Raw genomic sequence first — 13,382 nt, 5'->3', positions numbered from 1 at the left:
TGCTTCCGGAAAATGCTGTTATCTTGTCTCGGGTTTTGGCTCTGTGCGCCCGAGTTCTGCAGCCGGCTTGAATAGAAGGCCGATGTTAATTAATCCCGCAATTCCAACTAAGCCATAGATGATGCGGGATAGAGCTGCACTCTGTCCGCCGAAGATGGCTGCTACGAGATCAAATTGAAAAAATCCGATCAATCCCCAGTTAACAGCTCCAATAATGGTAAGTACAAGTGCTGCGCGCTGAATTCCACTCATATTTTATTCCCTCCTGATGTTTAATGGATTCAATGTTAATGTGCGGAAAGGGCTGAAAAATATACATCCGGAAATTAGTAAAAAGCCCTATAGAAAGAAGCAATATAGCAGATACTACCGAGGCGCATTTCTTTACAAGTGAATGGTCCGAGGTCCATAATACAGGTGTAAATTTGAGGAGGCGATTTTAACATGGAAAACTTTACATATTACAATCCGACTAAGCTTATTTTTGGAAAAGGCCAGCTCGGCCAATTGAAAACCGAGCTGCCTCAATACGGGAAAAAAGTATTGCTTGTATATGGAGGAGGAAGCATTAAACGAAGCGGGCTGTATGATCAGGTTCTGTCTGTCCTGAATGAAATAGGTGCTGAGGTTTCCGAGCTTGCAGGAGTAGAGCCAAACCCACGTCTGACTACTGTCAGAAAGGGAGTGGACATCTGTAAGAGTGAAGGGGTCGAGGTTATTCTTGCAGTTGGTGGAGGAAGTGTCATTGACTGTACAAAAGCCATTGCCGCCGGAGCGAAATATGATGGAGATGCCTGGGACATTGTCACGAAGAAACATACTCCGGAGGATGCTCTTCCATTCGGTACTGTATTGACATTAGCAGCAACCGGTTCAGAAATGAACGCCGGTTCGGTCATTACAAACTGGGAAACCCAAGAGAAATATGGATGGGGCAGCCCCCTTACATTCCCTAAATTCTCGATTCTTGACCCGGTTAATACTTTCACTGTTCCGAAGGATCATACAGTATATGGCATAGTGGACATGATGTCCCACGTGTTTGAGCAGTATTTCAACCGTGCTTCCAACACGCCGCTTCAAGACCGTATGTGCGAGGCCGTATTGAAAACGGTGATGGAAGCTGCTCCAAATTTGCTTGAAGATCTGGAAAACTACGAGCTTCGTGAAACGATCCTTTATAACGGCACGATTGCTCTGAACGGAACCCTTCAAATGGGGGCTCCCGGAGACTGGGCATCCCATAACATAGAGCATGCCGTATCAGCTGTTTATGATATTCCTCATGCAGGCGGGCTGGCGATCATCTTCCCTAACTGGATGAAGCATAACCTCCATGTAGACACAGCGCGCTTTAAACAGCTTGCTGTCCGCGTATTCGACGTGGATCCGGAAGGTAAGACGGATGAAGAAACGGCTCTAGAAGGAATCAGCAGACTTCAGGAGTTCTGGAGCAGTCTCGGAGCGCCTTCCCGTTTGGCTGACTACAATATCAATGAGGAAAACATTGATTTAATGGCCGATAAAGCGATGATCAACGGTGAATTCGGCCGTTTCAATCCGCTTCAAAAGAAAGACGTAGTCGACATCCTGCAAGCTTCCCTGTAAGAGAGTCATCAGGCTGCACTATTGAACGAAGACCCAAGACCGCTCCCATGAGGATCTTTCTTGGGTCTTTTCTTATAATAGGGCAGAGGAGCCAAAAATGGATCGGCAGGCTTTAAAGGAATAGAGCCATTGTAATCATATCCGCGTATTCACCCGTTTCATACCGAATTTCTTTTTGCATTCTGCCTTCTTCAATAAATCCGAGTTTTTCATACAATTGTATAGCTATATCATTATTTGAGAAAACCTCAAGTGTGATTTTTTCAAGACCCCGTTCATTTTTGCACCAGTCAATCATTCTCCGCATCAGCTCTTTGCCGATCCCGCTTCCCTGATGATTTTTAGTTACTGATATGCCAAAGGAGCAGACATGGTTCCTGCGGTTTCGTTTTTGCCGGTTAACATTAAGCATTCCAACCAGGCTTCGTCCGGAAAAGGCAAGCAGAATCATACCCCCATCCTGATACGTTTGTTTGATCCAATATTCTTCATCTTCTATGGAAGGTTCATATTCAGAAGCCTCGCTGATCATATAGGGGGTTTCACCAAGGATTTTTTTTATGTAACGTGTCATTTTATAGGCGTCCGCTTGTGTGGCTAATCGTATTGTCGTTTTCATGGGTCCCTCCGATAAAACTGGAAATCAGGAAAATTTTCCATCTTACTATCTAATGTAACAGCTTTTTAGAATGAGTCAAAAGGAAAATTTATATATGGCATCGCTTTCAACTAAGGGCATGCTTGATTTAAAGAACTAGTTTGGGTAAAGTGAAAGAGGCAAATAATTTAGTATCGGAGGATGAAACCATGACACATGTTCGTTTTGATTATTCCAAAGCGCTGTCCTTTTTCAATGAGCATGAAGTTACATACCTGCGCGATTTCGTGAAAGTAGCGCATCATTCCATACACGAAAAAACAGGTGCAGGCAGCGATTACTTAGGCTGGGTCGATCTTCCTGTCAATTATGATAAAGAAGAGTTCGGACGCATTCAAAAAAGCGCCGCTAAAATTAAAGAGGATTCGGATGTTCTTATCGTTATCGGTATCGGAGGATCTTACCTTGGTGCCCGTGCAGCTATTGAGATGCTGAACCATTCGTTCTATAATGCACTATCCAAAGAAGACCGAAAAACACCACAGGTTATTTTTGCAGGAAACAACATCAGCTCTTCTTATATGAGGGATTTGATGGATCTGCTGAAAGGCAAAGATTTCTCGATCAATGTCATTTCCAAATCTGGGACGACAACCGAGCCTGCACTGGCATTCCGTATTTTCCGTAAGCTCCTGGAAGAAAAATACGGAAAAGAAGAGGCGCGTACACGCATCTATGCAACCACTGATAAAGCTCGCGGAGCTCTCAAAACGCTTGCTGACGAAGAAGGGTACGAAAGCTTCGTTATACCTGATGATGTGGGCGGCCGTTATTCTGTACTAACAGCGGTAGGCCTTCTTCCAATCGCGGTTGCAGGAAACGACATTGAGTCGATGATGAAAGGTGCAGCAGATGCAATGAACGATTTCTCAAGCTCAGAGCTTGAAGAAAATGCTGCATACCAATATGCCGCTGTCAGAAATGTTTTGTATTCAAAAGGCAAAACCATTGAAATGCTCATCAACTATGAGCCGGGTCTCCAATACTTCTCTGAATGGTGGAAGCAGCTATTCGGCGAAAGTGAAGGAAAAGACCAAAAAGGCATTTTCCCTTCTTCTGCTAACTTCTCAACCGATTTGCATTCTCTTGGACAATATGTCCAAGAAGGGCGCAGAGATCTCTTTGAGACGGTTTTGAACGTGGAACAATCCAGGCACGAGCTTCTTATTGAAGAAGAGGATAACGATTTGGACGGCTTAAATTATCTTGCCGGAAAAAATGTGGATTTTGTTAATAAAAAAGCATTTGAAGGAACCATGCTTGCCCACACTGACGGCGATGTACCCAACCTGATTGTAAACGTGCCGGCAATGGATGCGTACACTTTCGGTTACCTTGCTTATTTCTTTGAAATTGCCTGTGCGATGAGCGGGTACCTGCTCGGTGTGAATCCGTTTGACCAGCCGGGAGTCGAAGCCTATAAAGTCAACATGTTTGCTCTTTTAGGCAAGCCGGGATTCGAAGAAAAGAAAGCAGAGCTTGAAAAGCGTTTGAAATAATTCAGGGAAAAAAAGCTGATTCTTGCGGGAATCAGCTTTTTTTATTGGAACCGAAAGGATCAGCGGGCGAAGCGGTAGTTACAGCCGCAATATGCTGACCCGCCAGCTGCATGAAACCCCGTTAAAAGGAGAACCTAATCCTAAAAAGAGGTGATCCGATGATTGAAATCCCTTCAGCTCTCGAAGGGGAGCAGTATAGTCTCTTTGATCTGGAAACGGAGCTTAAACCGCTTGGGTATTCGATTGGCGGAGGCTGGGATTATGAAAAAGGCTCGTTTGATTATAAAATTGACGATGAAGTCGGTTATCAGTTTTTAAGGCTCCCTTTTACAGCAGCAGCCGGTGCACTGGATTCGAAAAATACTTCAGTAAAGCTTGGGCGTCCATACCTTTTATCTCATAAATATCAGATTGGGCTGGATGACCACGCAAGAGTCGGGAACTTCCAGGCATCATTTAACCAGTTTTCTGAGCCGCAGGATAAAGACGCATCCTTTCCGAAAGAATATGTGGATTTAGGGAAGTCGCTTGTAAAAGAGCTGGAAAGTATCCTATTGCCATAGCAGAAGGCTGCCGAAAAGATCCGGCAGCCTTTTTTTCTTAGTACACGTTGTCAGACAACGGGGGCTAATTCATGCGATGTCAGACATTCTTGTCAGACATCGGGAGCTTTTCCCCGCGATGTCAGACATTCTTGTCAGACACGGGGGCTAATTCATGCGATGTCAGACATTCTTGTCAGACAACGGGAGCTTTTCCCCGCGATGTCAGACATTCTTGTCAGACAACGGGGGCTAATTCATGCGATGTCAGACATTCTTGTCAGACAACGGGGGCTAGTTCATGCGATGTCAGACATTCTTGTCAGACAACGGGCGGAATTCACGCGATGTCAGACATTCTTGTCAGACACGGGCGCTAGTTCATGCGATGTCAGACATTCTTGTCAGACAACAGAAGCATTCCCCGCGATGTCAGACATTCTTGTCAGACAACGGGCGCTAATTTATGCGATGTCAGACATTCTTGTCAGACACGGGGGCTAATTCATGCGATGTCAGACATTCTTGTCAGACAACGGGGGCTAGTTCATGCGATGTCAGACATTCTTGCCAGACAACGCACGCTTTCAGCAAACAAATAAAATCGCCTGGTCCCCGGTAATCAATTTAAATCCAAGGTCCGGGTTATATACTAGCCGCTCACCTCTTTTTACGCCCAATAAAATGCTTCTATGTCCCAGGAAATACTGACTTGCTTCTTTAAAGGTCTGCTGAAGGAGTTCAGGCGGGATATCCTTAACCTCGATGTGCTTTCCTTCAGCGGGGTTCACTATTTCGGTGCTCTCTTTAATGGAATGATGGTGAAGTACACCGTTGACCATAATATGGCTTGAAAGCTCGTAGGCCTTTACAATTTCGTCGGCTCCTGCTCTCTCTGCATTGAGGGCTTGATGAGCCGTTTGTAACTCTGCAATCGTGTACGTTTCCGGTGCCAGTCCTTTAACGGCCAGGATAACAAGAATCGTCTGCATATCGGCTTCCGTTTCATTTTTATGCTGATCTGATGTGATGACGATACTTTTCGCAGAAGATATGTTTGCTTTCTTGAGGGTCTGATCCTGAATAGGAGGGCCTTTTATAAAATGGATTATGTCCAGTGGGGATTCTTCTAATGTTTGATCAATCAGGACGATTTCCTGTGATGGATCTGCCTTTTTCATAGAACGGATGATTTCGCTTGCCTTGGCATTCCAGCCGACAATGATGACATGGCCATTTTTTTTATACATTAGTCTCCCCCTTTTGAATGCATGCTGCAGTTCCACGGCAGCAGCTGCAAAGGTAGCAAAAAAAGCTGTAGCAAAGGCCGCTCCGAGCAGAATGATGAGCATCCCCGCTGCCTTGCCTGCGATTGTTTTAGGTACGAGGTCACCAAATCCGACGGTTGAAATCGTCACGACCGTCCACCATAAGCCGTCGAAAAGATGAGGGAAAGTTTGGGGTTCAATCACCGTCATTATGTACCCGAATATAAAAATCAGCAGGAAAACAAAAAGCGAGATTCTCAGATATACCGGCAATTTTTGCCATACTGAGATGAACACGTGCTTCATTTTTGTCCAGCCTTCTTTTCATGTTGAGGAAATGAAAGAAATTCCTTAATCAGCAAATTGATTTTGCTTTCGATCTGCTGCTCCCCGTACAGCTCAATAGCTCTTTTAATGGCTTGTTCCGTTTCCTGTGAATATGTGATCAGCGGCTTATCTTCCTCTGAATGGTTGTACGTTTGAATAAATATATCCAAAGCTTCGTTCATTTGATCGATTGCGTCACTAAGCTGCTGTCTTTCTTTTCCGGATATTTTCATGGGGTTCACCTTCCCGCGGAGCCTTTACCGGATAGTATGCACTTCTTCCGTCCGCTTCTTTCTGGATAGAAGAGAAAAAAATGCAAAAACTAGCAGCAGGACACCCAAATGGAATGAACATGATAAGCAGGAGGTCATTATGCTTTTTCATCCGCTCGACTTTTTGATTTTTGCCGCTTTTGGTGCAGCAATGTGGGCTCAATATAGAGTGAAGAGTACCTTTACCAAGTATTCAGAAGTCCCGGTTTCATCGGGTTTGAATGGGATGGAAGCGGCGCGGAAATTTTTAGACAGGGAAGATTTACATCAGATAAAGATTGAGCAGGCACGGGGGGTATTGACAGATCATTATGATCCTGTTCACAAGGTCATCCGTTTATCGGAGCCTGTTTACGGCAGACGGTCTATTTCTGCTGCAGCGGTTGCCTGCCATGAAGCAGGGCATGCCTTGCAGCATAAGGAAGCCTACCGGTTTCTTATGATCCGCCATAAAATGTTTCCTATGGTCAGCTTTGCCTCAGGAACAGCTCCTTTTCTCCTGCTTGCCGGTTTTTTTCTGCAGAGCTTTAACTTGATGGGGCTTGGCATTATATTATTCAGTGCCGCGGTCGCCTTCCAGCTGATTACACTTCCGGTTGAATTTAATGCAAGCAGCAGAGCCAGGGACTTCATGGTTGTGGAAGGAATCGTGGCCAGTTCAGAGGAAAAGCAGGCGAGCCGTGTACTGAATGCGGCTGCGCTGACCTATGTTGCGGCTGCGTTGATTTCGCTTTTGCAGCTTCTGAAATTTATCCTTGTATTTTCTCAGGGAAGCAGCCGGGAATAAGGGATAGGAGGGAAAAAATGATTGCGCTTAATCTTTTATTAGTTTTTCTGCTAATTGCAGCCACTGCTTTTTTTGTTGCGACTGAGTTTGCAGTGGTCAAGGTTAGAAAATCAAGGATCGATCAGCTGATCGCAGAAGGCAGCAAAAAGGCTGTATATGCTGAAAAGGCATTAACCAATCTTGATGAAGCCCTATCAGCCTGCCAGCTGGGCATTACAATTACGGCTCTCGGATTGGGGTGGCTTGGAGAGCCTACGGTTGAAAAGCTTCTCCATCCGCTTTTTGACAGGCTTGCCGTACAGGAACCCGTTTCATCTATTTTATCCTTTGCCGTTGCCTTTGCCGTTGTCACGTTTCTTCATGTAGTCATAGGGGAGCTCGCGCCTAAGACCATTGCCATTCAGAAAGCTGAAGCTGTTACCCTGCTGTTTGCACGGCCTCTTTTGATCTTTTACAAAATAATGTTTCCATTTATAAAAACGCTGAATGGCTCCGCAAGGCTCATTGTCCGGTTCTTCGGTTTTGAACAAGCCTCAGAGCATGAAGTCGCCCATAGTGAAGAAGAGCTGAGGATTATTTTGTCAGAGAGCTTTGAAAAAGGGGAAATCAACCAATCAGAATTTAAGTACGTTAACAAAATCTTTGAATTTGATAACCGGCTGGCGAGGGAAATAATGGTGCCCCGCACCGAAATGGTAACAGTGGAGCAGGGGGCAAGTGTCAGGGAAAACATGGAAATCATGAGAAACGAGCGGTTCACGAGATACCCTGTCCAGGCAGAGGATAAAGATAATATCGTTGGCATCATTAATATTAAAGAAGCTTTTCATGCCCTTTATGTAAGCAAAGAAGTTAGGATGGAGGACATGATCCGCCCCGTAATCAAAGTGATTGAAACCATACCGATTCAGGATTTGCTGATCCGGATGCAAAAGGACCGCATTCATTTGGCCATTCTTGTGGATGAGTATGGAGGAACGGCCGGTCTAGTTACGGTAGAAGATATTGTAGAGGAAATTGTAGGAGACATCAGAGATGAGTTTGATGCGGAGGAGCAGCCTTATATCCGTAAAGTGGAGGCAGGGCATTACATTGCAGATGGGAAAATTTTGCTTGAAGAAATGAATGATCTGCTTGGAACAGAATTGGAGGAAGAAGAGGTAGATACGCTCGGAGGCTGGATTTTGACGAGAAAAATTGACGTTCAGCAGGGAGATTCCATCTCTCAGGACTCCTTAACTTTCCTGGTCATGGAGATGGATGGTCATCATATTAAGCTAATTGAAATAAAGCAATCGCCAAATCCGGATGCAGCACTCTTTACAGAGAAAACAGAGGATTGCTGATTGGCAAAAATCCGATTGTATTTTGTCTGAATTTCTGATAGCATTATCCTGTTATTTTGCACGTATCAGAGACAGCAGATGGAGGTACAGCTATGAAAGCCTATCGCTTTCCAATCATCCTATTATCTTCCATACTCATTGGAGGATTGATCGGGTTTATTTTTGAAGAAAAAGCAGCCGTTCTTAAACCGTTCGGAGATGTTTTTTTAAATGCCATGTTTACGGTTGTTGTCCCGCTTGTGTTTTTTACCATTGCCTCTTCCATCGCCAAAATGGGCGGAACAAAGCGCCTTGGCAAAATCATGGGGAGCATGCTTGGGGTGTTTTTGTTCACAGGGTTGATCGCGGCTCTTTATATGCTTCTTATTGTACAGATCATCCCGCCTGCAGAAGGGGTGAACATGAAGCTCGAAAAACCGGAGGCAGTGGAGGAAGTCAGCCTTGCTGATCAAATCGTAAGTACGTTCACCGTCCCGGATTTCGCTGACTTGTTTTCAAGAAGCAACATGCTTTCTTTGATTGTTTTTTCCGTATTGCTTGGAATTGCCGTTTCAGCCATAGGGGAAAAAGGGAAGCCTTTTTCTGCTTTTCTCGCTTCTGGATCGGAAGTGATGATGAAAATTGTATCCTACATTATGTATTACGCTCCAATCGGTTTAGGCGCATATTTTGCAGCGCTCGTTGGTGAATACGGCCCCATGCTGCTGGGGACGTATTTCAAGTCAGGAATTTTATATTATGTTTCTGCCTTTGTTTACTTTTTCGCTGCGTTCACACTTTATGCGTTTATGGCAGGGAAAAAGAAAGGTGTCAAGGTATTCTGGGGCAATATGCTTTCCCCGACCGTTACGTCCCTTGCTACCTGCTCGAGCGCGGCTTCCATTCCGGTCAATCTGGAAGCATCGAGGAAAATGGGGGTAGCCCCGGATATCAGCGAAACGACCATTCCGCTTGGTGCCGCCCTTCATAAAGACGGATCTGTTTTAGGCGGGGTTCTTAAAATCGTATTTCTCTTCGGGATTTTTGGAAAAGAGTTTTCCGGATTCGGAACGATGGCGAGTGTCGTTCTTGTAGCCATTCTGGTAGGCACGGTAATGGGAGCCATTCCGAGCGGAGGCATGATCGGTGAAATGCTCATCCTGACTCTTTACGGATTTCCTCCTGAAGCGCTTCCAATTGTGGCGGCGATATCAACAATCATTGATCCGCCTGCAACCATGCTTAATGTGACGGGTGACAATGCAGCCGGCATGATGGTCTCCAGGCTGGTGGAAGGAAAGGACTGGCTTAAGAAGCAAGCCGGGGAGATGATGTCTAAATCCGCTTAATCAAGATTGGGAGGAAAGGAGTCATGGAAAGGCTCTAATGCGATAACCAGTTCTATATTCAGAAAAAAGCCCGGGAGACAGCCGGGCTTTTTTTACTGGTGGAAAAGAAAATTATGTTCAATCTTTAACATTTTTAGAGTATAATATGGGTTAGAAATTTATCTTTATCTTTTAAAAAATGTAAGCGAATACTTTATAGGGCCTTCGCCCTTGCGATAAAAGGAGTGGCACATATGAAACGTATCTGGTGGAAAGAAGCGGTAGCGTATCAGATTTATCCGCGCAGCTTCATGGATTCAAACGGAGATGGAATCGGCGATATTAGAGGAGTCATCTCTAAGCTGGATTATTTAAAGGATCTTGGAATCGATGTCATATGGATCTGTCCGATATTTAAATCTCCAAATGCAGATAACGGATACGATATTAGCGATTATCAGGATATTATGGAAGACTTCGGATCAATGGAGGATTTCGATTTGCTGCTGGAGGAAGTGCATGCGAGGGGCATGAAGCTGATTATGGATCTGGTTGTTAACCACTCCAGCGATGAGCACCCATGGTTTATCGAATCCCGTTCATCTAAAGATAACCCGAAGCGGGACTGGTATATTTGGAGAGATGGCAAGGACGGAAAAGAGCCGAATAACTGGGAGAGCATCTTCAGCGGATCCGCGTGGGAATTAGATGAAGCCAGCGGTCAATATTATTTGCATGTCTTTGCTGCCAAGCAGCCGGATTTAAACTGGAAGAACAAAGAGATGCGCCAGGCTGTCTATGAAATGATCAACTGGTGGCTCGATAAGGGAATCGACGGCTTCCGCGTAGATGCCATTTCTCATATCAATAAAAAAGAAAACTTTCCTGACCTTCCGAATCCACACGGCTTGGATTATGTTTCATCCTTCGATTATCACATGAATGTTGAGGGAATTATGGAGTATTTAACAGAGCTGAAAGCGCAAACGTTTGCGCGTTACGATATTATGACGGTTGGAGAAGCAAATGGTGTGAAGCTTGAACAGGCAGAGGAGTGGGTTGGAGATGAGAATGGGATCTTCAACATGATTTTTCAGTTTGAGCATCTTAGTCTTTGGGATAATGGCACCGAAGGGCATGTTGATTTAGTTGAGCTGAAAAAGACGCTCACAAAGTGGCAAAAGGGCCTTCAGAATAATGGATGGAATGCATTATTCCTTGAAAATCACGATCAGCCCCGATCTGTTTCAACCTGGGGGAATGACCGCGAATATTTAACGGAAAGCGCGAAGGCTCTTGCTGCCATGTATTTCTTTATGCAGGGAACGCCTTTCATTTATCAGGGACAGGAGCTTGGGATGACAAATGTCCGCTTCCCGTCCATTGACGATTATGATGATGTGGCGATGAAAAATCTATACCGGTTTGAAACAGAGAAAGGACGTCCCCATCAGGAAATCATGGAAATTATCTGGCTCAAGGGCCGTGATAATTCAAGGACGCCGATGCAATGGAACAATGAGAAGAATGCAGGCTTCACAACCGGTACTCCATGGTTTGGTGTGAATGAAAACTATGAAACCATTAATGTCGAGAAGCAGATGGCGGACCCTGATTCCGTCTACCACTTCTTCAAAAGCCTGATTAAAATCCGGAAAGAGAACGATCTGTTTATTTACGGAGATTATGATTTGATTTTGCCGGAAGACAAACAAATCTATGCCTACACTAGAACACTTGGCAGCCAAAAAGGTCTGGTCATCAGCAATATCAGCTCAAAGCCTGCGTACTATCAGTACAGCAAGCTTCCATTGTCCAGTGAATCCTTATTAATTTCCAACTATGAATGCGGCCAGCACAAGCACACAACTTCTGAAACACTGAAACCTTATGAAACCCGCGTCTATCTTTTTGGGGAATGAAATGGTATATTTGACCTAGTTTAGTGCCGTTTTACTAGATTTAGGTCAATACGGCTCATTGAGCAAACAGTCTGCTGTTTGCTTTGTGGGCCTTTTTTTATTCAACATTTTGCTCACGACTCTTAATGGAAAAATCGATAAGATGAAGAGGATCTAAAAAGTAGGGGAAATGATAATGGAAAAATATAAAGCAAAATTGCTCGAGAATATCCGGACACAGCTTAAATTATGGAATACAGGAAAAGATGAGATAAAACCTCTGGAACTGTATAAATTTTTGCATTCACTGGCTGGCACAGCTCCGACCATTGGCTTGCAAAAAATCGGCGATGCAGCCACAGGGCTAACGAAAAAATTGGAGGACAAGGGGAAAGAAAGCTGGACCGCTTCTGAGGTCAAGTCCTTCCTTTTTCCTCTGCTATCCATTGCGTATGATGAAGATTATGCAGATGTCACCGAAAATACCCATTCCCAAAAGCCCTTCGCAGAAGAAAAAGATTTGATTATGCTGATCGATGACGATCCTGCTCTGCTTATGTATTTAAAAGATGAGCTGGAGAAGGAAATGTTTACTGTGATGGCTTTTACGGAACCAAATAAAGCACTGAAAGCATTTTTTGACCTCGATCCGTCCTGCGTGATTATCGATGTTCATATGCAGGAGAGCAGCGGGCTGGAAATTTTAGAGGAATTCAAGCGCTATACGAACTTTCGTTTTATTCCGGCCGTCATGATCAGTGTAGATCATTCTAAAGAAACGAGAATGAAAAGCTATGAATTGGACGCAGATGATTTCATCCTAAAGCCATTTGATATGGATGAATTTATTTTGAGAGTGCGGAGGCTGGTGAATAAGAAAAATAATATGAAAGAGCTTATCATGCTGGACGAGCTGACGAGAGTCTATACGAGAAAGCATTTGGCTCCTTCCTTTAAGCGGATGACCGATCAAATGAATCGTGAAGGCCAGCCTTTCACCGCCGCGTTGATCGATTTGGATCATTTTAAATCCGTGAACGATACTTACGGTCATTTGACTGGAGACAAAGTTCTTATAGGGTTTGCTGAAATGGTGAAACAGAATCTTCGGAGCGGGGATTTGCCTTTCCGCTATGGAGGAGAGGAGTTCCTTGTCCTATTCCCAAGAACAGATGTAGAAACGGCAGACCAAGTGCTTCAGCGCATATTAAAACAATTTATGGAACAGTCTTTTAAAACGGAAAAGGAATCCTTTAATGTGTCTTTTTCTGCAGGAATCGCTTCTGCAAGCAGTTCTGAAGGCTTGGAAAAAGTTATCGCAGCAGCAGATCTTGCATTGTATCAGTCAAAAAGCGCCGGAAGGGCAAGGATTACCCGTTCAGCGGCCGCCTTGGCTGAGCTTCCTGCCAAGAGACACCTCCGGTTCGCGATTGTAGATGATGATCCTATCATTCGAACGATTTTAACGGATCTGTTTAAAAAAAGCCGCTTAAATCGTAAGTTTCAGCTTGACATTGATACGTTTGCAGATGGATTGGACTTTCTTGATTCGCAATGGCATAAAAAACAAAGGGATTCCTCATCCATAGTCATTCTGGACGGAATAATGCCCGGCATGGACGGGGTCGAAGTCCTTAAGGAAATAAAAAACCTGAACAATCATGATCGGTTTACAGTCGTTATGCTGACAAACCGGACCAGTGAAGAGGACGTAGCGCAAGCATTGAAATATGGAGCCGATGATTATTTAACCAAGCCTTTTAAACTGGCAGAGCTGGAATTGAGAATCCGCCATCTTATTAAAAAGGTAAGCAGCTGAGCCTGACAGTTAATAAACGGCTCCATCCAGCCGATAAATAGAGGGAGA

At 44.5% G+C, this 13,382-nt stretch carries 12 protein-coding genes; 8 read left to right on the top strand and 4 right to left on the bottom strand.

The genetic code is table 11. The features are described from left to right. Positions 1–18: 18 nt before the first annotated feature. Complete coding sequence (locus ACQCV8_RS00475) at positions 19–252, bottom strand: DUF378 domain-containing protein (protein WP_426842580.1); 234 nt, start codon at positions 250–252, stop codon at positions 19–21. Positions 253–444: 192 nt separating this feature from the next. On the opposite strand from ACQCV8_RS00475, the gene ACQCV8_RS00470 reads away from it, so the two are divergent. Further along, on the top strand, positions 445–1,608 hold the full coding sequence (locus tag ACQCV8_RS00470) for an iron-containing alcohol dehydrogenase (RefSeq protein WP_426842579.1): 1,164 nt from the start codon (positions 445–447) through the stop codon (positions 1,606–1,608). Positions 1,609–1,720: 112 nt separating this feature from the next. Here the strand turns inward: ACQCV8_RS00470 and ACQCV8_RS00465 are convergent, their stop codons facing one another. Beyond that, positions 1,721–2,227 carry an N-acetyltransferase family protein gene (locus ACQCV8_RS00465; RefSeq protein ID WP_426842578.1) on the bottom strand — a complete coding sequence of 169 codons (507 nt, stop codon included), beginning with the start codon at positions 2,225–2,227 and terminating at the stop codon, positions 1,721–1,723. 188 nt (positions 2,228–2,415) lie between these two features. Between ACQCV8_RS00465 and ACQCV8_RS00460 the strand changes: the two genes are divergently transcribed. Together ACQCV8_RS00460 and ACQCV8_RS00455 are read left to right on the top strand one after the other, a co-directional pair. Then, complete coding sequence (locus tag ACQCV8_RS00460; protein WP_426842577.1) at positions 2,416–3,765, top strand: glucose-6-phosphate isomerase; 1,350 nt, start codon at positions 2,416–2,418, stop codon at positions 3,763–3,765. A 158-nt stretch (positions 3,766–3,923) separates the two neighbouring features. Then, complete coding sequence (locus ACQCV8_RS00455; protein ID WP_426842576.1) at positions 3,924–4,328, top strand: YugN-like family protein; 405 nt, start codon at positions 3,924–3,926, stop codon at positions 4,326–4,328. Positions 4,329–4,894: 566 nt separating this feature from the next. Here the strand turns inward: ACQCV8_RS00455 and ACQCV8_RS00450 are convergent. Continuing rightward, positions 4,895–5,881, bottom strand: a complete 987-nt coding sequence (locus tag ACQCV8_RS00450; RefSeq protein WP_426842575.1) for a potassium channel family protein — start codon at positions 5,879–5,881, stop codon at positions 4,895–4,897. Then, entirely contained in the window at positions 5,878–6,135 is a 258-nt protein-coding gene (locus ACQCV8_RS00445) for a protein mistic (RefSeq protein ID WP_426842574.1), read from the bottom strand. The genes ACQCV8_RS00450 and ACQCV8_RS00445 overlap by 4 nt, the downstream gene beginning before the upstream one ends. A 139-nt stretch (positions 6,136–6,274) precedes the next feature. Here ACQCV8_RS00445 and ACQCV8_RS00440 point away from each other — a divergent pair, with 139 nt between their 5' ends. From ACQCV8_RS00440 to ACQCV8_RS00420, 5 genes are all read left to right on the top strand, one after another. After that, entirely contained in the window at positions 6,275–6,961 is a 687-nt protein-coding gene (locus ACQCV8_RS00440) for a zinc metallopeptidase (protein ID WP_426842573.1), read from the top strand. Positions 6,962–6,978: 17 nt separating this feature from the next. Further along, a complete protein-coding gene (locus ACQCV8_RS00435; protein WP_426842572.1) occupies positions 6,979–8,307 on the top strand; it encodes a hemolysin family protein in 1,329 nt (442 codons plus the stop codon). A gap of 92 nt (positions 8,308–8,399) precedes the next feature. Further along, on the top strand, positions 8,400–9,635 hold the full coding sequence (locus ACQCV8_RS00430; RefSeq protein WP_426842571.1) for a dicarboxylate/amino acid:cation symporter: 1,236 nt from the start codon (positions 8,400–8,402) through the stop codon (positions 9,633–9,635). A gap of 233 nt (positions 9,636–9,868) precedes the next feature. Then, on the top strand, positions 9,869–11,536 hold the full coding sequence (locus ACQCV8_RS00425) for a glycoside hydrolase family 13 protein (protein ID WP_426842570.1): 1,668 nt from the start codon (positions 9,869–9,871) through the stop codon (positions 11,534–11,536). A gap of 175 nt (positions 11,537–11,711) precedes the next feature. Next, on the top strand, positions 11,712–13,334 hold the full coding sequence (locus ACQCV8_RS00420) for a response regulator (RefSeq protein WP_426842569.1): 1,623 nt from the start codon (positions 11,712–11,714) through the stop codon (positions 13,332–13,334). Positions 13,335–13,382: the final 48 nt, after the last annotated feature.

It is taken from the genome of Metabacillus sp. 84, assembly GCF_050107715.1.
Taxonomy (GTDB): domain Bacteria; phylum Bacillota; class Bacilli; order Bacillales; family Bacillaceae; genus Metabacillus_B.
The sequence above is the reverse complement of the archived record's forward strand: the minus strand, read 5'-3'. Positions and strand labels throughout refer to the sequence as shown.